Origin of the sequence: Streptomyces djakartensis, assembly GCF_014651075.1 — a bacterium.
Lineage (GTDB): Bacteria > Actinomycetota > Actinomycetes > Streptomycetales > Streptomycetaceae > Streptomyces > Streptomyces djakartensis.
Genome location: NZ_BMWE01000030.1, coordinates 36,952 through 57,122, shown reverse-complemented (window position 1 = coordinate 57,122; position 20,171 = coordinate 36,952). Strand labels below are relative to the sequence as shown.

Here is a 20,171-nt window from a genome sequence, read left to right as displayed (position 1 = left end):
TTTCGGTGGTTATAGCGTAGGGGAAACGCCCGGTTACATTCCGAACCCGGAAGCTAAGCCTTACAGCGCCGATGGTACTGCAGGGGGGACCCTGTGGGAGAGTAGGACGCCGCCGAACAAATATTGGAAAAACCCCCGCATCTTCGGATGCGGGGGTTTTTCTTTTGTCTGGGGTCCCCTCTCGGGGACCCCTGTCGTCAGAGACGTCCTGCTGCCTTCAACGCCAAGTACGCGTCCGCCAGAGCCGGTGCCAGATCGTCCGGAGTGGCATCGACGACCGTGACGCCATGACGGCGGAGTTGCTCCGCTGTGCGGTGGCGTTCGGACTGGGCCTGGGCGGCTGCGGCTGCCTCGTACACGGCGTCCACGTCTCCGCGAGCGTTGGCCATCTCCGCGATGTGCGGATCCGCCACCGATGCCAGCAGGACTGTGTGCCGCTGGGTGAGCTGGGACAGGACCGGGAGAAGGCCCTCCTCGATCGGGGCCGCGTCCAAGGTGCTGAGGAGGACGATCAGAGAGCGGCGGGGGGACCTGCGCAGAGCCGTGGCCGTGAGGCCTCGTGCGTCCGTTTCCACGAGCTCGGGTTCGAGCGTGGCCATGGCGTTCACCAGAGAGGCGAGCAGGTCGCCTGCGGTGCGGCCCTGGACGAGGGCCCGGGTCTTCCGGTCGTAGGCGAGGAGATCGACTCGGTCGCCGGCTCGGGAGGCGAGGGCTGCGAGGAGCAGGGCCGCGTCCATGGAGGCGTCGAGCCGGGGTGCGTCGCCCACTCGGCTTGCCGAAGTGCGGCCGGTGTCGAGGACCAGGAGGATGTGGCGGTCCCGTTCCGGACGCCAGGTGCGGACAGCGACCGTCGTCTGGCGGGCCGTTGCCCTCCAGTCGATGGAGCGGGTGTCGTCACCTGGGACGTACTCGCGCAGGCTGTCGAACTCCGTGCCTTCGCCGCGGGTGAGCACGCTGGTGCGGCCGTCCAGTTCCCGTAGGCGGGCCAGTTTGGAGGGCAGGTGCTTGCGACTGGTGAACGGGGGCAGGACGCGGACCGTCCAGGGGACCTGGTGCATGCCCTGACGGGAGAAGAGGCCGAGAGGGCCGTACGAGCGGATGGTGACTCGGTCGGCCTCACGGTCGCCTCGGCGCGTGGGCCGCAGGCGGGTTGTCACTCGTCGGCGTTCGCCCGCGGGGACCGTGACGTGGTGGCGTGAGGCCGTCGGTTCGGTGCCCGGCCGCCAGCTGCTGGGGGGCCAGGCGTCGCGCAGGTGGGCGCGGAGAGGGCGGCGGGACGGGTTGGTGATCGTGAGGGTCACGTCCGCCGTGTCGCCCAGGCGTACCGAGGTGTCGCCGGAGCGGGCCAGGCCGAGACGTCGCACGGGGGCCGCCAGCGCGAAGTCACAGGCGCAGGCGACGGCCAGGGGTGCGTTGACGGCCAGGATGCCCGTCCAGCTGGGATCCCAGATGCCGACGGGAAGGGAGCCCAGTGCCGCGAGGAGGGCGGCTCGCCCGGTGAGAGCCATCAGCGGGGGACGGGGACGTGGGCGAGGATCGCGTTGATGACCGAGTCGGCCGTCACGCCTTCCATTTCTGCCTCCGGGCGGAGCTGCACGCGGTGGCGGAGGGTGGGCAGGGCCAGAGCCTTCACGTCGTCCGGGATGACGTAGTCACGGCCGGTCAGCCAGGCCCAGGCGCGGGCGGTGGCCAGCAGGGCCGTGGCGCCTCGGGGGGAGACGCCGAGGGTGAGGGACGGTGACTCGCGGGTGGCGCGGCAGATGTCGACGACGTAGGCGGTGATCTCCGGAGAGACCGTCGTCTTGGCGACCGCTGCGCGGGCCGCCGCCAGATCGGCCGCGCCGGCGACGGGGCGCACGCCGGCGGCGCGGAGGTCGCGTGGGTCGAAGCCTTCCGCGTGCCGGGTGAGGACGTCGATCTCGTCCTCGCGGGAGGGCAGGGGGATCGTGAGCTTGAGGAGGAAGCGGTCCAGCTGGGCTTCGGGGAGGGGGTAGGTGCCCTCGTACTCCACCGGGTTCTGCGTCGCCGCCACCAGGAACGGCTCGGGGAGGGGGCGAGGGGTGCCGTCGACGGTGACCTGGCGCTCCTCCATGGCTTCCAGGAGGGACGACTGGGTCTTGGGGGGCGTGCGGTTGATCTCGTCGGCGAGGAGAAGGTTGGTGAACACCGGGCCGGGCTGGAAGGAGAACTCGGCGGTGCGGGTGTCGTAGACCAGGGAGCCGGTGACGTCGCTCGGCATCAGGTCGGGGGTGAACTGGACGCGCTTGGTGTCGAGTTCGAGGGCGGAGGCGAGGGCACGGACCAGGAGGGTCTTGGCCACGCCGGGGACGCCTTCGAGGAGGACGTGGCCGCGGCAGAGCAGGGCGACGACGAGGCCGGTGACGGCGGGGTCCTGGCCGACCACGGCCTTGGCGATCTCGGCGCGCAGGGCCTCCAGGGAGGCCCGGGTGGTGTCCGGGTCCCCGGTCTGCCCGGCGTTGTCAGTGGTCGGGTCCATCATGGACGGCGTACCTCTCTTTCGAGGGCGTCGAGTCGGTCTGCGAGTGCGATGAGTGCTGTGTCGTCGCTGGGCGGAGGCCCGAAGAGGAGTGCGTGCAGGTCCTGTCCGCCACTGTCGTCAAGGTGGGAGGACAGGGCGGGGAGCAGGGCCTCGGGTGAGTGCGCCTGGGTGACGGGGACGCCTGTGAGGGGGGCGAGGCGGGTGCGGGTGGTGGAGCGAAGAGCGTCCGCGGCGCGGTCGCGTGCGGCGGTCTTGCGGTAGAGGCGGGCGCGGCCTTCCGCGGTCTCTGAGGCGCGGATCGCGACGGGGAGTTTTTCGGGCACGAGGGGGCCGAGCCGGCGGGCCCTCCACAGTGCGGCCAGGGCCGCGGCGATGAAGAGCTGCAGGGTGCCCCAGAGCCAGCCCGAGGGGAGCAGGTCGAAGAAGCCGCGTTCGTCGTCGGCGCCGGTGGCCGAGGCGTCGGAAAGCGAGGGGAGGTACCAGACCAGATGGGGGCGGGAGCCGAGGAGTTGAAGGGCGAGCGAGGCGTTGCCCTGCTTGTCGAGGCGGTTGTTGAGGAGGATGTCGGGTGCGCCGACGACGACGGTGTCGCCGTCTCCGGTCCGGGCCGGGACGCGCAGCAGGGTGGCCAGGCGCTCGCTGGGGTAGCACTTGACGGCGTCGAGGTGGGTGGTGGTGTAGCGGACGCCGCCCGTTTCGGCGGTGCCGGCGCGCTGTGCGGCGGGCAGGTCGCAGTCGGGGGAGAGCGTCGAGTCGAGGCTGGTGGCGGGGTCGGCGGTGACGCCGGGGGCGAGCCGTTCGATGGAGGCGCTGCCGGAGGCGACGAGGACGGTGCGGCCGCCGGATCCGGCGAACGCGTCGTGCAGCCTGGACTGCTGACTGCGGGTCAGCAGGTCGGGGGTGGCGACGAGGAGGGTCGTGTCCGGGCCGGAGGCGGTGGCTGCCTCGTCCAGGGTGGTGACCACGCGGGTGTCCACGCCCCGGTCGGCGAGGAGTTCGGCGACCGCGCGGCTGCCACCCGGGTCGGCGGAGCGCGGGTCGAGTTCGCCGTGCCGGGCGTCGGAGCGGAGTACCGCGATGGTGATGGCTCCGGCGACGAGTACCACCAGGGCGAGGGCGATACCGCGCGCGCGGGTCCAGACCTGGCGTGCGGTGGGCGAGGCCGAGGTGGACGAGAGCGTGGTCTCGGTGGTCATCGGGCGGCTCCCCGGCGGGAGTTGGGGGCCGTGTTCCGGGCGTTGCTGGTGGCCGGCTGGGGCTTGGCGCGTTCCAGGTCGCGGTCGAGTTCGGCGATGCGCTGGTACGACTGTTCGGTCGCGGTCCGGCCGCCGTACGTCACGTCGTCGAAGGCGTGGGCGGCGGCGCGCAGCCGGTCGGTGTGGGCGGGCAGGGCGCGGCCGGCTTCAGCGGCGGCCTCGTCGGCGGTGCGGCCGGGGCGGATGTCGAGGAGGACGCGTTCTTCCAGGGCACGGACGAGGGCCCGCATGCGTTCCTGGACGGCCTGGTTCCAGTGGCCCTGGGCGGCATGTGCCTCGGCGGCGGAGCGGTGGTCGGCGGCGCTGCGGGGGCGGTCGTCGAACAGGGCGGCCGACGAGGTGGGCCGGCGGCGCGGGGTGCCCAGGCGCCACCAGAGGGCGGCCACGAGCGCGACGACGGCCAGGACGATGACGACCAGGCCGAGCGCGCCGCCGGGCGTGGCGCCCGAGGCGGCGCTGAACAGTTCGCCGATCCAGTCCCAGAAGGCGTTGAGCGCGCGTTGGAGGAGGCTGGGGTCGTTCTCGTGGTACATCCGCTTGGACAGTTCGCGCCGGGCCGCGTCCTGCGCGGGGTCGCGCGGGATGGTGAGGGGCGGCTCGTCGGTGGAGCGCGCCGCCGAGAGCACGCCGGTGTCACCGGCGGTCAGCAGCGTGCGTACGGCGGCGCGTGGCAGCGCCAGTGTGAGAACTCCCCCCGCCCAGCTCACCGCATCAGCTCCCCGGGGTGGCGCCGGGGGCGGTGGGGCCCTGGCCCTGGACACCGGCGACGCGGGCCAGTTCGAGGTCGAGGGCCTCGCGGCGGATGCGCTGGTCGATGTAGAGGAGCACGGTGACGCCCGCCGTGATCGGGAAGGTGATCGTCGAGCCGATCACCGCGCCGATGCCGCTGATGATGAGGAACGTCCAGCCGAGGCTGGGGCCGCCGCTGTTGAGCCAGCCGGTGATGCCGTCGCCGCTGGAGGCCGCGGCGAGGAAGGTGAAGGGGATGACGATGATCGAGGCGACGACGTTCGCGATGATCGTGGCGAGCAGCTGGATGCCGAAGATCCGCCACCAGGTGCCCCGGACCAGCTTCGCGGAGCGGCCCATCGCCTTCTTGATGCCTTGCTTCTCCAGCATCAGGGCGGGCGAGGCCAGGGAGAAGCGGATCATCAGCCACAGGGCGACGATGCCGGCGCCGATGACGCCCAGGACGGTGAGGGCGACGCCCGCCCCGGTGCTCCCGGCGACGGTGACGAGGACGCCGGGCAGGGTGCCCACGGTGACGATGCCGGCGGTGATGAGCAGCAAGAGGCAGATGAGGCCGAACAGTTTGACGATCTGAGAGCGGGCGTCGCGCCAGGCCTCGCCGATGGTGACCGATTTGCCGAGCACGGCGCGGCTCGTGACGGTGGTGAGCAGCGCGGTCGCGATGACGGTGCCGACCAGGGAGATCACGAAGACGACGGTGGAGTTCAGCATGGCGTCGCCCATGGCGCGGCTCAGCTCGCTGAGGGTGGCGCTCGGGTCGTTGAGGGCGTCGGTGCTGGAGTCGCCCAGGACGAGGCCCTGGAACAGTACGGCGATGACCTCGGTGAGGACCGCGACGGTCAGGGAGATGCCCAGGACCGTGCGCCAGTAGGTGCGCATGGTGGAGACAGCGCCGTCGAGGATCTCGCCCACGCCGAGCGGGCGGAGCGGGATCACGCCGGGCTTGGCGGCGGGCGGAGGGCCGCCCCAGCCGCTTCCCCAGCCGCCGTAGCCGGCGGGGCCGCCCGGGCCTGCGTACCCGCCGTAGCCCGCGGGGCCGCCGGGGGGCTGAGTGCCCCAGCCCGGGCCGGGTGGCGGTGGCGGGGGTGCCTGGCCCGGGCCGGCCGGGTTGCCGGGCGCGGACCACTGGGCGGGTGGCGGCTGTTCCTTGGACCAATTCGGGCCGGAGCCCTGGGGGGCGTGGCCCGGCTGGTCCGCGGGCTGTGCGGGGCCGGGGCGGTCGGCGGGCTCGGCAGGGCCGGACGCGTCAGGCTTCTGCCCGTCGGACGGGGCGGATCCGGGCGAGGCCCAGCCCGGAGTGTCGTTCATCGTCGCTCCTTCACGGTGCCCGTCCGCGGTCGCGGCGGCAGGTTGGCTGCCATCGTGCCATGGGGTGGTCTTGGAGTAACTGGCCGCGGTATGCGCTGCGTACCTTCAATTGTCCGCTCGAGAGGGGGCAGACTGGCCGCATGGCTGATCAGTACGCGCACAGCGGCGATGACAAGCGGCCGACGGGTATCCCGGCGATCCGTTGGGAAGAGCCACCGGAAGGCCCGGTTCTGGTCCTGCTCGACCAGACGAGGCTGCCCGCCGAGGAGGTCGAGCTGGTCTGTACGGACGCGCCCGCGCTGGTGGAGGCGATCCGCTCGCTCGCCGTGCGGGGGGCGCCGCTGCTCGGCATCGCGGGGGCGTACGGTGTCGCGCTCGCCGCCGTGCGGGGCTTCGACGTGGGCGAGGCCGCGGACGCGCTGGCGAGTGCCCGGCCGACCGCGGTGAACCTGGCGGTCGGTGTGCGCCGGGCGCAGAAGGCCCACGACGAGGCCCTGGCCAAGGGCGGTGACGTGCGGCAGGCGGCAGCGGCGGCGCTGGCCGCGGCTCGGCAACTGCACCGGGAGGACGCCGAGGCCAGTGCGCGGATGGCCGAGCACGGTCTGGCACTGCTGGACGAGCTGCTGCCCGGCGGCGGGCACCGGATCCTCACCCACTGCAACACCGGTTCGCTGGTGTCGGGCGGAGAGGGAACGGCGTTCGCGGTGGCGCTCGCGGGGCACCGGGCCGGCCGGCTCCGGCGTCTGTGGGTGGACGAGACGCGTCCGTTGCTGCAGGGCGCCCGCCTGACGGCGTACGAGGCGGCGCGCAGCGGGATGGCGTACACGCTGCTCACCGACAACGCGGCCGGGTCGCTGTTCGCGGCCGGTGAGGTGGACGCGGTGCTGATCGGGGCGGACCGGATCACCGCGGACGGCTCGGTGGCGAACAAGGTCGGGAGTTATCCGCTGGCGGTGCTGGCCCGGTATCACCATGTGCCGTTCATCGTGGTGGCGCCGGTGACGACGGTGGATCTGGACACACCGGACGGGGCGTCCGTCGAGATCGAGCAGCGCGCCGGGCATGAGGTGACCGAGCTGGTGGCGCCGCAGGTGCCGGTGGCCGGGACGGAGGCCGGCGGCGGGATTCCGGTGGCGCCGCTGGGGACCACGGCGTACAACCCGGCGTTCGACGTGACGCCGCCGGAGCTGGTGACGGCGATCGTGACGGAGGAGGGAGTCGTCTCGCCGGTGACCGCTGAGGCGCTCGCCGAGGTGTGCGCCCGGTCGCCTCGGGTGGCGGAGGGCTGAGCGGCGAGCGGCCGCGGGAGTGCGTCGATCAATGGTGGGCGGACGCGGCAGACAGTAGCGCTTGCTGCGACTATGGTCACTGGCCGGTGTCCTACCTCACCGCTGCCCTCGCCACTGTTATGAGAATGGGATGATGTCGTTTATGAAGGGACGAGTCCTTGTCGTCGACGACGACACCGCACTGGCCGAGATGCTCGGCATCGTGCTGCGTGGTGAGGGTTTCGAGCCGTCGTTCGTGGCGGACGGCGACAAGGCGCTGGCCGCCTTTCGCGAGTCCAAGCCCGATCTGGTGCTGCTCGACCTGATGCTGCCCGGCCGGGACGGCATCGAGGTGTGCCGTCTGATCAGGGCGGAGTCCGGGGTGCCGATCGTGATGCTCACCGCGAAGAGCGACACGGTCGACGTCGTCGTGGGCCTGGAGTCGGGTGCCGATGACTACATCGTGAAGCCGTTCAAGCCGAAGGAGCTGGTGGCCCGGATCCGGGCGCGGCTGCGGAGGTCGGAGGAGCCTGCTCCGGAGCAGCTCGCCATCGGTGACCTGGTCATCGATGTGGCCGGGCACTCCGTGAAGCGGGACGGGCAGTCGATCGCGCTGACGCCGCTGGAGTTCGACCTGCTGGTCGCGCTCGCGCGCAAGCCGTGGCAGGTGTTCACGCGTGAGGTGCTGCTGGAACAGGTGTGGGGCTACCGGCACGCGGCGGACACGCGGCTGGTCAACGTGCATGTGCAGCGGCTGCGCTCCAAGGTCGAGAAGGACCCGGAGAAGCCGGAGATCGTGGTGACCGTCCGTGGTGTCGGGTACAAGGCAGGGCCGAGCTGACATGTCCGGCGACAGTGCCGCTTCGGCGCCCGGACCGTCCGGGGCCCGCCCGGGGCGGCCTGTCGGGCGGAAGCGGGCGGCGTCCCGCTGGGGACGGTTCCTGGAGAGCGGGCTGCTCCAGGGCGGGGTCCAGGGCAGTCCGGTCATCCGCCTGTTCATGCGGTGGGTGCGCCGGCCGTTGCTGCCCGTCATGCGGTTGTGGCGGCGCAACATCCAGCTCAAGGTCGTCGTCACGACGCTGCTGATGTCGCTGGGCGTGGTCCTGCTGCTGGGTTTCGTCGTCATCGGGCAGGTGCGCAACGGGCTGCTGGACGCCAAGGTGAAGGCGTCCCAGAGCCAGGCCACCGGCGGGTTCGCGGTGGCCAAGCAACGGGCCGACGAGGCGGCGAGCGGCACCGGAGACGACGTCGCCACGGCGGACGGCCGGCCCGCGCAGAACGTCACCCAGTGGATGAGCGACCTCGTCTCGTCCCTGTCCAGCGGTGGTCAGGGCGCCTTCGACGTGGTCACGCTCCCGGCCTCGGGCGCGGCCGGCGCCGGCGGTCGCGGACAGCGCGCGTCCGGCGAGGTGGACTGGAGTACGAGCGTGCCCGCCGCTCTGCGCGAGCGGGTGGGCAGCAGTGCGACGGCCGCTCAGAGCTACACCCGTATCACCTACAACAACGAGACCAAGGCCTCCCAGCCGGGACTGGTCATCGGCAAGCAGGTCAACGACCCGAACGGGGATCCGTACCAGCTCTACTACCTCTTCCCGCTCACCCAGGAGGAGAAGTCGCTCAGCCTGGTCAAGGGGACCCTGGCGACGGCCGGGCTGTTCGTGGTCGTCCTGCTCGGTGCGATCGCCTGGCTCGTGGTGCGCCAGGTGGTCACGCCGGTGCGGATGGCGGCGGGGATCGCTGAGCGGCTGTCCGCGGGGCGGCTGCAGGAACGGATGAAGGTCACCGGCGAGGACGACATCGCGCGGCTCGGCGAGGCCTTCAACAAGATGGCCCAGAACCTCCAGCTCAAGATCAGCCAGCTCGAGGACCTGTCGCGGATGCAGCGCCGGTTCGTGTCGGATGTGTCGCACGAGCTGCGCACACCGCTGACGACCGTGCGGATGGCCGCGGACGTCATCCACGAGGCGCGCGAGGACTTCGACCCGGTGACCGCGCGGTCGGCGGAGCTGCTCACCGACCAGCTGGACCGGTTCGAGTCGCTGCTCGCGGACCTGCTGGAGATCAGCCGGTTCGACGCGGGTGCCGCGGCGCTGGAGGCGGAGCCGATAGACCTCAGGGACGTCGTGCGGCGGGTGGTCAGCGGGGCCGAGCCGCTCGCGGAGCGCAAGGGCACGCGGATCCGAGTCCTCGGAGACCAGCAGCCCGTGGTCGCCGAGGCCGACGCCCGGCGCGTGGAGCGCGTGCTGCGCAACCTCGTCGTCAACGCCGTCGAGCACGGTGAGGGCCGGGACGTCGTGGTCAAGCTGGCCGCGGCCGGTGGCGCGGTCGCGGTCGCGGTACGGGACTACGGGGTCGGGCTCAAGCCGGGCGAGGCGACCCGGGTGTTCAGCCGCTTCTGGCGGGCCGACCCGGCACGAGCGCGCACCACGGGGGGCACGGGTCTGGGGCTGTCCATCGCCCTGGAGGACGCGCGGCTGCACGGCGGCTGGCTCCAGGCGTGGGGCGAGCCGGGTGGCGGCTCTCAGTTCCGGCTGACGCTGCCGAGGACCGCGGACGAGCCGCTGCGGGGCTCCCCGATACCGCTGGAGCCCAAGGACTCGCGGCGCAACCGGGGGCTCGACGACGCGGGTCTGCCGCGCGGCGGCGGGGACGGACAGAAGCGGGCGACCGTACCGGCGCAGTCCGCGAACGGACCGGGGCCGGTCGGGACCGGCCGGAACCCGATACCTCCGCGGGCGGCCACCGCGCCGCCCACCGCCGACCCGACGGCGCTGCCCGGCAGTGGCGCGCGTGTGGTGCCCCGGCCCGCCTCGGGCCCGGGCCCCCGGCGGCCCGAGGACCCGGGGGCGGGGGAGCAGCCGGACGGGGACGAGAGCGCGGATGGCGCGGCAGGCTCGGCTCGCAATGGTGTGGCGGGCTCTCCGGCGGGATCCGCCCGTGACGGCGCGGGAGACGGCCGGAGCGGTCCCGCCCGGGACCAGCGGGCACGTGAACCGCGGGACGCGGATGTGGTGGACGACGGAAGCGGTGGCCCGGGGCGGGAAGCCGAGCCGGGGGATGTGGACAGGCAAGGGGAGGCATCTCGTGGGCGCTGACCGCGAGGGGCGCGGCCGGCGTACGCCCGCCCGTGCCATGGTGTACGCCGCCGGGGGCGTCCTGCTGCTGGCGGGGTGTGCCTCGATGCCCGACAGCGGGGATCTTCGGGGTGTGGAGTCCACTCCGCGCCAGGACACCCAGGTGCGGGTGTTCGCCGTGCCGCCCGGCGAGGACGCGGCGCCCTCGGAGATCGTGCAGGGCTTCCTCGAGGCGCTCACCAGCGACGATCCGCAGTACAAGACGGCGCGCCAGTACCTGACCGGCGACGCCGCGAAGACCTGGCGGCCGGAGCTGTCCACCACCGTGCTGACGGACGGGCCGGGCGCCAAGGCCGAGGGCACGAGCGGCGGCCGTGCGGAGGCCGGCGAGATCACGTACGTGCTCACCGGCACCAAGGTGGCCACCGTCGACGCGCAGCAGGCGTACGCGCCGGCGACGGGGGCGTACGGCGGGACCGTGCACCTGACGCAGGACAGGAAGAAGCAGTGGCGGATCGACGCGCTGCCGCAGGGCGTCGTGATGGGTGAGTCGGACTTCCAGCGCAATTACATGTCCGTCAACAAGTACTACTTCGCTTCGAACACCGAGGCGGCCGGGAACGCGCAGCCCACCGCGGTCGCCGACCCCGTCTACGTCCGTCGCCGGGTGGAACCCATGGCGCAGATGGTGCGGTCCCTTCTCACCGGGCCGACGCGGTGGCTGGGGCCGGTGGTCAGGTCGAGCTTCCCGACCGGTACGGCGCTGGCGAAGGGCGCCGGCGCGCTGACGCCCGACGACCGGAACAAGCTGACCGTCCCGCTCAACGACAAGGCCGCGGGCATCGGCAACAACCGATGCGAGGAGATGGCGGCACAGCTGCTGTTCACGCTGCAGAACCTCAGCCCCGTGGTGGACGAGGTCGAGCTGCGGGCCGACGGGGCGGAACTGTGCTCGCTCACTCAGGACGCGGCCGACACGGCGGCCTCCCGGAGCTCGACGCGCCGCCCCGCCAATCTGTACTTCGTCGACGCCAAGGACCGGCTGGTACGCATCCCGGCGGGCAGCAGCGACTCCGAGCCCGACCCGGCGCCGGGTGCGCTGGGTGAGGGCGACACGGCACTGCGGTCGGTGGCGGTGTCGCGTGACGAGCGCACCGCGGCCGGTGTCGGCCTCGACGGCAGGTCGCTGTACGTGGGGTCGCTGGTCTCGGGCGGCTCGCTGGGCGAGCCGGTGCTGCGCAGCCACGGCCGGACCGAGCACGACCGGCTGACGACGCCGAGCTGGGACGCGCACGACGGACTGTGGGTCGCCGACCGTGACCCGGACAAGCCCCGGCTGCTCCTGCTCGAGGAGGGCAAGGGCGATCCGCTGGAGGTGCGCACACCGCACCTGGACGGGCGGATCCAGGCCGTGCGGGTGGCCGCCGACGGGGTACGGATCGCGCTCGTCGTGGAGAAGGGCGGGAAGAAGACCCTGCTCATCGGGCTGATCGAACGGGAGGGGAGGCCGGGCGAGGAGACCGTCCGGGTGGTGGAACCGCGCTCCGCGACCCCGGAGTTGGAGGAGATCACCGCCATGTCGTGGGCCGGGGACAGCCGGCTCGTGGTGGTGGGACGCGAGCGCGGCGGCGTGGAGCAGATGCGGTACGTCCAGGTCGACGGCTCCACGCCGGACGTGCCTGCGCCCGCGGCTCTGACCGGCGTGAAGGACGTCACCGCCGCCGAGGACGACCGGCTGCCGCTGGTGGCGTACTCGGTGGACGGGATCGTGCGGCTGCCGTCGGGCGCGCAGTGGCAGAAGGTGACGGAGGGAACGGCGCCGGTTTACCCCGGGTGAGGTGCCGTGGCCCCGGGGCAGGTGCCCCGGGATGCGCCTGCCTCCAGGGGCCATCACTCGTGTGAGTGAGGCACGGGTGGCCCGGTGGTGAGTTGTCCACAGGCCGTTGTCCACAGGGGTGGCCGGGTGCGGTCGCTGTTGGCACAGTGGTGGCCATGAGGGGGTGGTGGCAGGACCTCACCGACCTGGTGCTGCCGGCCGAGTGCGGGGGCTGCGGGAGGCCTCGTGCGGTGCTCTGCCCGGAGTGCCGCGCGGTGCTGAGCGGAGCCGCGGCGTGCCGGGTGCGGCCGGTGCCGGAGCCGCCCGGGCTGCCCGTCGTGCATGCGGCGGCCCGGTACGCGGACGAGGTGCGGGCGACGCTGCTGGCCCACAAGGAACGAGGCGCCCTGGCGCTGGCGGCTCCGCTCGGGACGGCCCTGGCGGGAGCGGTACGGGCAGGGCTTCACAGCGCCGGCGGCGAGCAGGCGTGGATCTGCGGGACTCCCGTGCTGCTCGTGCCCGTGCCGTCCGGGCGGCGGGCCGTGCGGGCCCGCGGGCATGATCCCGCGCGGCGGATCGCGCTCGCGGCGGCGGCTGAGCTGAGGCGGAGCGGGACTCCGGCCCGGGTGCTCGGCGTGCTGCGGCAGCGACGGGCCGTGGCCGACCAGGCGGAGCTCAACTCCCGGCAGCGCCTGGAGAACCTCGCGGGCGCGCTGACGGTCGCGTCCGGCGGTGCCCGGCTGCTCACCGAAGGGCCGGTCGTCCTCGTCGACGACGTGATGACCACGGGGGCGTCCATGGCGGAGGCCGCGCGGGCCGTGCGGGCGACGGGGCTGGTTTCGAACGCTGCGGGAACCACGGCCGTGTATGAGGAAGAGACGTGGGAAGGCAGAGAAGAACAGAACGTGGGATCAAGGCGGGAGCGGACGGCCCGGCGGCCCGGCCGGGAGGTAATCGCGATCCCGGCTGGCCCCGGCGCGGTCGTTGACGTGGTGTGCGCGGCCGTGGTCGCTGCCCCACCGGACTCTTTCGAAATGAACCGGAACTGACCGAGATCTTGCGTCGTTGCAGGTAACGAGGGGACTTATTCAACTGAACGGAGGTACGCCGCAGTAGAGGGTGACGACATCCGTCCGGGCGAGATATGTTCGGTTGAGAGGGAAAGCCGCAGGCCACACACCTCTCGAATCCGAATGCCGTGCCGCGGGTTTTTCTTCATCACTCGCGACGGTGGAGTGGAGATCCCGCCCACGGGGGAGGAGGTGGAAGTCACCGAGTCCGAGGTTCCGGGGCCCACCGGAACCTGGTGCAAAGGGAGACGCTCCGCACCGAAGCGGAGTGATCCGGGAACGGAGTTCTGCGTGGACATCGTCGTCAAGGGCCGCAAGACCGAGGTGCCCGAGCGGTTCCGGAAGCACGTGGCCGAGAAGCTGAAGCTGGAGAAGATCCAGAAGCTCGATGGCAAGGTGATCAGCCTCGACGTCGAGGTGTCCAAGGAGCCCAACCCGCGGCAGGCCGACCGCTGTGACCGAGTGGAGATCACGCTCCGCTCCCGCGGTCCGGTGATCCGGGCGGAGGCGGCGGCGAGCGATCCGTACGCGGCGCTCGACCTGGCGGCGGAAAAGCTGGAAGCACGGCTGCGCCGGCAACACGACAAGCGGTTCTCGCGCCGTGGCTCGCGCCGGATCTCGGCCGCCGAGGTCGCCGACCACGTGCCGGGTGTGGCCACGCTCAACGGGAACGGCCTGGCGACGGCACCACCGGAGGAGGAGCCGGAAGCAGCCGTCCCCACGAAGAAGATCGGCTCGCTGGAGGTACAGGGTGACGGACCCATCGTCGTCCGGGAGAAGACCCACGTCGCAGCGCCCATGACCCTCGACCAGGCTCTCTACGAGATGGAACTGGTCGGGCACGACTTCTACTTGTTCGTCGACTCCGAGACCAAGGAACCGAGTGTCGTCTACCGACGGCACGCCTACGACTACGGCGTGATCCACCTCAGGACGGACACGATGGTCACCCAGACGCACTCCCCCGACGCGGGCGGTGCGCTCGGCGGCTGACCGTGCCGGGTGACAGCGGAGCAGGTGCCCCTGGAGCGCGTGTGCGCCCCCAGGGGCACCTCTGTGCGACCACTGCGCGCCCCGCTCTGTCACCCCGGCGCCGTCCGGGCATGAAATCATGGTGGCGACGGCCCAACCGGTGGGTCGTCGCTCTGGGTTGGCGATGGCTCAGGACCACCACAGGCCACAGCCTTCAGGGGGAGGAACGATGGCGGACAGCTTCGGACCGATGCGTGACGAGGATGCCCACGACGGCGTCGTCGGCATGGGCCCGGACACGGAGACTCCACGCAAGGAACCGATCAGAGTCCTCGTGGTGGACGACCACGCGCTGTTCCGCCGTGGCTTGGAGATCGTGCTCGCGGCCGAGGAGGACATCCAGGTCGTCGGGGAGGCCGGGGACGGCGCCGAAGCCGTCGAGAAGGCCGCCGACCTGCTGCCCGACATCGTCCTGATGGACGTGCGAATGCCCAAGCGGGGCGGGATCGAGGCCTGCACCTCCATCAAGGAGGTGGCGCCCAGCGCCAAGATCATCATGCTGACGATCAGCGACGAGGAAGCCGACCTCTACGAAGCGATCAAGGCGGGTGCGACCGGCTACCTCCTCAAGGAGATCTCCACGGACGAGGTGTCCACGGCCATCCGGGCGGTCGCCGACGGGCAGTCGCAGATCAGCCCCTCCATGGCGTCCAAGCTGCTCACCGAGTTCAAGTCGATGATCCAGCGCACGGACGAGCGCCGGCTGGTGCCCGCGCCGCGGCTGACGGACCGCGAACTGGAAGTCCTCAAGCTCGTCGCGACGGGTATGAACAACCGCGACATCGCCAAGGAGTTGTTCATCTCCGAGAACACCGTGAAGAACCACGTGCGCAACATCCTGGAGAAGCTGCAGCTGCACTCCAGGATGGAAGCGGTGGTGTACGCGATGCGGGAGAAGATCCTCGAGATCCGCTGACCGTCAGGCGGTCGTCCGGGCGAGTTCCTTCACCAGGGGCTCGTGCAGGTGCGGTGCGTCGACCCGTTCCACGCGGACGTCCGTGCAGTCCACCCAGGTCGCCGCCTCCGTCAGGGCCTGGGCCACGGCTGGGACCGCCTTCAGACCGTCGAGCGTGACCTGCTTGGCCACCAGTGTGCGGCCCTCGCGGGCCGGGTCCACACGGCCGACGAGCCGGCCGCCGGCCAGGACCGGCATCGCGAAGTAGCCGTGCACCCGCTTCTGTTTGGGGACGTAGGCCTCCAGGCGGTGCGTGAAGCCGAAGATCCGCTCGGTGCGCGCCCGCTCCCAGATCAGGGAGTCGAAGGGCGACAGGAGCGTGGTGCGGTGGCGGCCGCGCGGGGGCGTCTCCAGAGCCACGGGGTCGGCCCAGGCCGGCTTGCCCCAGCCCTCGACCGTGACCGGGACCAGCCCCGAGTCGGCGATCACCGCGTCGACCTGCTCGCCCTTGAGACGGTGGTAGTCGGCGATGTCCGCGCGGGTGCCGACGCCGAGGGACTGCCCCGCCAGGCGGACCAGGCGGCGTACGCACTCGGTGTCGTCCAGCTCGTCGTGCAGCAGGGTGTCCGGGACCGCCCGCTCGGCGAGGTCGTAGACACGCTTCCAGCCGCGGCGCTCCACGCAGACCACCTCGCCGTACATCAGAGCGCGTTCCACCGCGACCTTCGAGCCCGACCAGTCCCACCAGTCGTTCGTCTTCTTCGCGCCGCCCAACTCCGTCGCGGTCAGGGGGCCTTCGGAGCGGAGTTGTTCGATGACCTGGTCGTAGACGCCGTCCGGGAGGTCGTGGTTCCAGTGCGGGCGGTTGCGGTAGGCGCGGCGGCGGAAGGCGAAGTGGGGCCACTCCTCGATGGGGAGGATGCAGGCGGCGTGCGACCAGTATTCAAAGGCGTGCGTGTCCTTCCAGTAAGCGTTCTCGACCGTTTCCCGGCCCACCGCGCCGAGGCGGGCGTAGGGGACGAGTTCGTGGGAGCGGGCCAGGACCGAGATCGTGTCGAGCTGTATCGCGCCCAGGTGGCGGAGGATGCCGCGGACGCCGGAGCGGCGGTCGGGGGCGCCGAGGAAGCCCTGGGCGCGGAGGGCGATTCTGCGGGCCTCGGCTGCGGAGAGTTCTGCTGTGGGGCGCGGGGTGGTCATGGGTCCGCACGATAGGGGGTGGGGCTGACAGTGGGGCGTGAGCTGCGGGGGTTGGCTGTGTGGTGCTGGGGGTTGGCGCCGGGGGGGCGTTGCGCAGCCCGGCGTGGCGGGGCGCCGCTGCGCCCACCCGTGCCGCCCTCAGCGGCACGACTGCCCGCAGCTCAGGCGGCGCGAGTGCCCGCAGCTCAGGCGGCGCGAGTGCCCGCGGCTCAGGCGGCGCGAGTGCCCGCGGCTCAGGCGGCGCGAGGGCCCGCGGCTAGGAAGGTGAAGGTAAGTACGGGGCTGTGGAGGGCAGGGCCAGGTCGGAGGGGAGGAGGGAGCCTATCCAGGTGTCTCGGCGGATGCCGTTGTGGGTGGTCGCGGAGCGCAGGGTGCCTTCCATCGTGAAGCCGGCTCGTTCCGCGACCGCGCGGGAGGCCCGGTTTCCCACCTCGGCGCGCCATTCGATGCGGTCGATCGCCGCATGGACGAAGGCCCATCGGCAGGCGGTGAGGACGGCTTCCGTGATGTAGCCGTTGGAGCGGTGCTGCTTCGCGGCCCAGAAGCCGAGCTCGCCCGTGCTCAGGGCGCGCATGGTGATGCCGAGCATCCCGGCGAGCTCCCCGGAGTGGAGGAAGACGCCGAAGGTGAACATGGATCCGTCGGCCCAGCCGTCGGGGGCCATCCGTTGCGTGAAGGCCTCGGCGTGTTCGCGGAGGTAGGGCGAGGGGAGTAGGGTCCAGCGCTGGATCTCCGGATCCTGGCAGGCGTCGTGCACCGCGTCGGTGTCCTGGGGGCCGACCGTGCGCAGCAGGAGGCGGTCCGTGGTCAGTGTGACGGGGTCCATCGCCCGATTCTGCTCGCAGGCTCCTCGCAGACGCCATCTCTTCGCCTTGGGTGAGGGGACGGTCACGCTTCGCGCAAATCGGTCCGGGGATGCGGCACTATCCGAGGGGCCCGGACGTTGTGCCCTTTGAAGCAAGTGAAAGACGAACGAAGCAGCGGACGGCCGCCGTCACGGCAGGCCCTCCCGGCGCGGCGGGGTCCTCGCATACGATGGCCGTTGCTCAGTAAGTCAAGTGGTAACCGACCGTCCCAGGCCCGACCGGCAAGGAGACCAACCCCCGTGTCCGTCCTCTCGAAGATCATGCGTGCAGGCGAAGGCAAGATCCTGCGCAAGCTGCACCGCATCGCGGACCAGGTCAACTCCATCGAAGAGGACTTCGTCGACCTCTCCGACGCCGAGCTGCGCGCCCTCACCGACGAGTACAAGCAGCGGTACGCCGACGGCGAGCCCCTGGACGACCTGCTGCCCGAGGCGTTCGCCACCGTGCGCGAGGCCGCCAAGCGCGTGCTCGGCCAGCGGCACTACGACGTGCAGATGATGGGTGGCGCCGCCCTCCACATGGGTTACGTCGCCGAGATGAAGACCGGTGAGGGCAAGACCCTCGTCGGCACGCTGCCGGCGTATCTGAACGCGCTGTCCGGCAACGGCGTCCACATCATCACGGTCAACGACTACCTGGCCGAGCGCGACTCCGAGATGATGGGCCGCGTCCACCGCTTCCTGGGCCTGAGCGTCGGCTGCATCCTCGCCAACATGACGCCGGCTCAGCGCCGTGAGCAGTACGCCTGCGACATCACCTACGGCACGAACAACGAGTTCGGATTCGACTACCTGCGCGACAACATGGCGTGGTCGAAGGACGAGCTCGTCCAGCGCGGCCACAACTTCGCCATCGTCGACGAGGTCGACTCCATCCTCATCGACGAGGCCCGTACGCCGCTGATCATCTCCGGCCCGGCCGACCAGGCCACCAAGTGGTACGGCGACTTCGCCAAGCTGGTCAAGCGCCTCAAGCGCGGTGAGGCCGGCCAGCCGCTCAAGGGCATCGAGGAGACCGGCGACTACGACGTCGACGAGAAGAAGCGCACGGTCGCCATCCACGAGTCCGGCGTCAGCAAGGTCGAGGACTGGCTGGGCATCGACAACCTCTACGAGTCGGTGAACACGCCGCTGGTGGGCTACCTGAACAACGCCATCAAGGCCAAGGAGCTCTTCAAGAAGGACAAGGACTACGTCATCATCGACGACGAGGTCATGATCGTCGACGAGCACACCGGACGTATCCTCGCGGGCCGCCGATACAACGAGGGCATGCACCAGGCGATCGAGGCGAAGGAAGGGGTGCCGATCAAGGACGAGAACCAGACGCTCGCCACGATCACCCTCCAGAACTTCTTCCGCCTCTACAAGCGCCACGACCACAACGGCAAGGAACAGCCCGGCCTGTGCGGCATGACCGGTACGGCCATGACCGAGGCCGCCGAGTTCCACCAGATCTACAAGCTCGGCGTGGTGCCGATCCCGACCAACCGGCCGATGGTCCGCAAGGACCAGTCCGACCTGATCTACCGGACCGAGGTCGCCAAGTTCGAGGCGGTCGTCGACGACATCGAGGAGAAGCACCGCAAGGGGCAGCCGATCCTCGTCGGCACCACCTCCGTGGAGAAGTCCGAGTACCTCTCGCAGCAGCTCAGCAAGCGCGGCATCCAGCACGAGGTGCTCAACGCCAAGCAGCACGACCGGGAGGCGACGATCGTCGCCCAGGCCGGCCGCAAGGGCGCGGTCACGGTGGCCACGAACATGGCCGGCCGTGGTACGGACATCAAGCTCGGCGGCAACCCCGAGGACCTCGCCGAGGCGGAGCTGCGCCAGCGCGGCCTCGACCCCGAGGAGCACATCGAGGAGTGGGCGCACGCCCTGCCCGAGGCGCTGGAGCGGGCCGAGAAGGCCGTCCGCGCCGAGAAGGAGGAGGTCGAGAAGCTCGGCGGGCTCTACGTGCTGGGCACCGAGCGGCACGAGTCGCGGCGCATCGACAACCAGCTGCGCGGTCGTTCCGGCCGTCAGGGCGACCCCGGCGAGTCCCGCTTCTACCTCTCCCTCGGCGACGACCTGATGCGGCTGTTCAAGGCCCAGATGGTCGAGCGCGTGATGTCCATGGCGAACGTGCCGGACGACGTGCCGATCGAGAACAAGATGGTCACGCGCGCGATCGCCTCCGCCCAGTCGCAGGTCGAGCAGCAGAACTTCGAGACCCGTAAGAACGTCCTGAAGTACGACGAGGTGCTCAACCGCCAGCGTGAGGTCATCTACGGCGAGCGGCGCCGCGTCCTGGAGGGCGAGGACCTGCACGAGCAGGTGCAGCACTTCATGGACGACACCATCGACGCCTACGTCCAGGCCGAGACCGCCGAGGGCTTCCCCGAGGACTGGGACCTCGACCGGCTGTGGGGCGCCTTCAAGCAGCTCTACCCGTGCAACGTCACGGTCGAGGAGCTGGAGGAGGCGGCCGGCGACCGGGCCGGTCTGACCGCCGAGTTCATCGGCGACTCCATCAAGGACGACATCCACGAGCAGTACGAGGCGCGTGAGGCGCAGCTCGGCTCCGAGATCATGCGTGAGCTGGAGCGCCGGGTCGTGCTGTCGGTCCTCGACCGCAAGTGGCGTGAGCACCTCTACGAGATGGACTACCTCCAGGAGGGCATCGGCCTGCGCGCGATGGCGCAGAAGGACCCGCTGGTCGAGTACCAGCGCGAGGGCTTCGACATGTTCACCGCGATGATGGAGGGCATCAAGGAGGAGTCCGTCGGCTACCTGTTCAACCTGGAGGTCCAGGTCGAGCAGCAGGTCGAGGAGGTCCCGGTCGAGGACACCAAGCCGGTGGCCGACCTGGAGAAGCACGACGCGGTGCCGGCGCAGGCGGGCGCCCGCCCGGAGATCCGCGCCAAGGGCCTCGACGTCCCGCAGCGGCGCAACCTCCACTTCTCCGCGCCGACGGTCGACGGTGAGGGCGGCACGATCGAGGGCGACTTCACCGAGGACGGCGAGCCGGTGCGTTCCGAGGCCGACGGCCTCACGCGCGCGGAGCGCCGCAAGCAGGCGCGGAGCCGGGGCCGCCGCAAGAAGTGACGGTGACCGCGGCACCATAGCGGCGTGAAGGGCCGGACACCTCAGGGTGTCCG

The 20,171-nt window shown here is 71.3% G+C and carries 15 protein-coding genes and 1 rRNA gene; 9 read left to right on the top strand and 7 right to left on the bottom strand.

The genetic code is table 11. The features are described 5' to 3' along the window. The first annotated feature begins 1 nt into the window (after window position 1). A 5S ribosomal RNA gene (gene rrf, locus IE212_RS32160) occupies window positions 2–118 on the top strand. 79 nt (window positions 119–197) lie between these two features. On the opposite strand, the gene IE212_RS32155 is transcribed toward rrf, so the two are convergent. Genes IE212_RS32155 through IE212_RS32135 form a run of 5 tightly spaced genes read right to left on the bottom strand, consistent with a single transcriptional unit; the run spans window position 198 to window position 5,814 of the window. Further along, window positions 198–1,508, bottom strand: coding sequence for a DUF58 domain-containing protein (locus tag IE212_RS32155; protein ID WP_190201515.1), 1,311 nt, complete (start codon window positions 1,506–1,508; stop codon window positions 198–200). Next, a complete protein-coding gene (locus IE212_RS32150) occupies window positions 1,508–2,497 on the bottom strand; it encodes an AAA family ATPase (protein ID WP_190201514.1) in 990 nt (329 codons plus the stop codon). The genes IE212_RS32155 and IE212_RS32150 overlap by 1 nt, the downstream gene beginning before the upstream one ends. Beyond that, on the bottom strand, window positions 2,497–3,696 hold the full coding sequence (locus tag IE212_RS32145; RefSeq protein ID WP_190201513.1) for a DUF4350 domain-containing protein: 1,200 nt from the start codon (window positions 3,694–3,696) through the stop codon (window positions 2,497–2,499). Before IE212_RS32145 ends, IE212_RS32150 begins: the two co-directional genes overlap by 1 nt. Next, entirely contained in the window at window positions 3,693–4,463 is a 771-nt protein-coding gene (locus IE212_RS32140) for a DUF4129 domain-containing protein (protein ID WP_190201512.1), read from the bottom strand. The genes IE212_RS32145 and IE212_RS32140 overlap by 4 nt, the downstream gene beginning before the upstream one ends. Before the next feature lie 4 nt (window positions 4,464–4,467). Further along, entirely contained in the window at window positions 4,468–5,814 is a 1,347-nt protein-coding gene (locus IE212_RS32135; RefSeq protein ID WP_190201511.1) for a proline-rich domain-containing protein, read from the bottom strand. A gap of 140 nt (window positions 5,815–5,954) precedes the next feature. On the opposite strand from IE212_RS32135, the gene mtnA reads away from it, so the two are divergent. The 7 genes from mtnA to IE212_RS32100 all read left to right on the top strand — a co-directional run bounded on the left by mtnA (window position 5,955) and on the right by IE212_RS32100 (window position 14,990). Further along, the gene (gene mtnA / locus IE212_RS32130) at window positions 5,955–7,103 is read left to right on the top strand and encodes an S-methyl-5-thioribose-1-phosphate isomerase (RefSeq protein WP_190201510.1); all 1,149 of its coding nucleotides are present in this window, start codon (window positions 5,955–5,957) and stop codon (window positions 7,101–7,103) included. 130 nt (window positions 7,104–7,233) lie between these two features. Continuing rightward, complete coding sequence (mtrA, locus tag IE212_RS32125) at window positions 7,234–7,923, top strand: two-component system response regulator MtrA (RefSeq protein ID WP_003990656.1); 690 nt, start codon at window positions 7,234–7,236, stop codon at window positions 7,921–7,923. Window position 7,924: 1 nt separating this feature from the next. After that, on the top strand, window positions 7,925–10,177 hold the full coding sequence (gene mtrB, locus IE212_RS32120) for an MtrAB system histidine kinase MtrB (protein WP_229864670.1): 2,253 nt from the start codon (window positions 7,925–7,927) through the stop codon (window positions 10,175–10,177). Beyond that, complete coding sequence (locus tag IE212_RS32115) at window positions 10,167–11,993, top strand: LpqB family beta-propeller domain-containing protein (protein ID WP_190201509.1); 1,827 nt, start codon at window positions 10,167–10,169, stop codon at window positions 11,991–11,993. The genes mtrB and IE212_RS32115 overlap by 11 nt, the downstream gene beginning before the upstream one ends. 155 nt (window positions 11,994–12,148) lie before the next feature. Further along, window positions 12,149–13,021, top strand: a complete 873-nt coding sequence (locus IE212_RS32110) for a ComF family protein (protein WP_190201508.1) — start codon at window positions 12,149–12,151, stop codon at window positions 13,019–13,021. 312 nt (window positions 13,022–13,333) lie between these two features. Next, window positions 13,334–14,035: a ribosome hibernation-promoting factor, HPF/YfiA family gene (gene hpf, locus IE212_RS32105; RefSeq protein WP_190201507.1), complete on the top strand. Its 702-nt coding sequence runs from the start codon at window positions 13,334–13,336 to the stop codon at window positions 14,033–14,035. 208 nt (window positions 14,036–14,243) lie between these two features. Continuing rightward, window positions 14,244–14,990, top strand: coding sequence for a response regulator (locus IE212_RS32100; RefSeq protein ID WP_190201506.1), 747 nt, complete (start codon window positions 14,244–14,246; stop codon window positions 14,988–14,990). Between the two features lie 3 nt (window positions 14,991–14,993). Here IE212_RS32100 and IE212_RS32095 read toward each other — a convergent pair whose 3' ends face one another. Together IE212_RS32095 and IE212_RS32090 are read right to left on the bottom strand one after the other, a co-directional pair. Beyond that, on the bottom strand, window positions 14,994–16,166 hold the full coding sequence (locus IE212_RS32095; protein ID WP_190201505.1) for a winged helix-turn-helix domain-containing protein: 1,173 nt from the start codon (window positions 16,164–16,166) through the stop codon (window positions 14,994–14,996). A 256-nt stretch (window positions 16,167–16,422) separates the two neighbouring features. Next, entirely contained in the window at window positions 16,423–16,992 is a 570-nt protein-coding gene (locus IE212_RS32090; RefSeq protein ID WP_190201504.1) for a GNAT family N-acetyltransferase, read from the bottom strand. A 279-nt stretch (window positions 16,993–17,271) separates the two neighbouring features. Here IE212_RS32090 and secA point away from each other — a divergent pair, with 279 nt between their 5' ends. Further along, window positions 17,272–20,118, top strand: a complete 2,847-nt coding sequence (secA, locus tag IE212_RS32085; RefSeq protein ID WP_190201503.1) for a preprotein translocase subunit SecA — start codon at window positions 17,272–17,274, stop codon at window positions 20,116–20,118. Window positions 20,119–20,171 lie beyond the last annotated feature (53 nt).

What these genes read in the sequence shown, in the direction of transcription:
- IE212_RS32135 (WP_190201511.1), bottom strand. Translation starts at nt 5,814, where the DNA reads ATGAACGACACTCCGGGCTGGGCCTCGCCCGGATCCGCCCCGTCCGAC.
- IE212_RS32095 (WP_190201505.1), bottom strand. Translation starts at nt 16,166, where the DNA reads ATGACCACCCCGCGCCCCACAGCAGAACTCTCCGCAGCCGAGGCCCGC.
- mtnA (WP_190201510.1), top strand. Translation starts at nt 5,955, where the DNA reads ATGGCTGATCAGTACGCGCACAGCGGCGATGACAAGCGGCCGACGGGT.
- mtrB (WP_229864670.1), top strand. Translation starts at nt 7,925, where the DNA reads ATGTCCGGCGACAGTGCCGCTTCGGCGCCCGGACCGTCCGGGGCCCGC.
- IE212_RS32100 (WP_190201506.1), top strand. Translation starts at nt 14,244, where the DNA reads ATGGCGGACAGCTTCGGACCGATGCGTGACGAGGATGCCCACGACGGC.
- IE212_RS32150 (WP_190201514.1), bottom strand. Translation starts at nt 2,497, where the DNA reads ATGGACCCGACCACTGACAACGCCGGGCAGACCGGGGACCCGGACACC.
- IE212_RS32145 (WP_190201513.1), bottom strand. Translation starts at nt 3,696, where the DNA reads ATGACCACCGAGACCACGCTCTCGTCCACCTCGGCCTCGCCCACCGCA.
- IE212_RS32155 (WP_190201515.1), bottom strand. Translation starts at nt 1,508, where the DNA reads ATGGCTCTCACCGGGCGAGCCGCCCTCCTCGCGGCACTGGGCTCCCTT.
- IE212_RS32110 (WP_190201508.1), top strand. Translation starts at nt 12,149, where the DNA reads ATGAGGGGGTGGTGGCAGGACCTCACCGACCTGGTGCTGCCGGCCGAG.
- mtrA (WP_003990656.1), top strand. Translation starts at nt 7,234, where the DNA reads ATGATGTCGTTTATGAAGGGACGAGTCCTTGTCGTCGACGACGACACC.
- IE212_RS32090 (WP_190201504.1), bottom strand. Translation starts at nt 16,992, where the DNA reads ATGGACCCCGTCACACTGACCACGGACCGCCTCCTGCTGCGCACGGTC.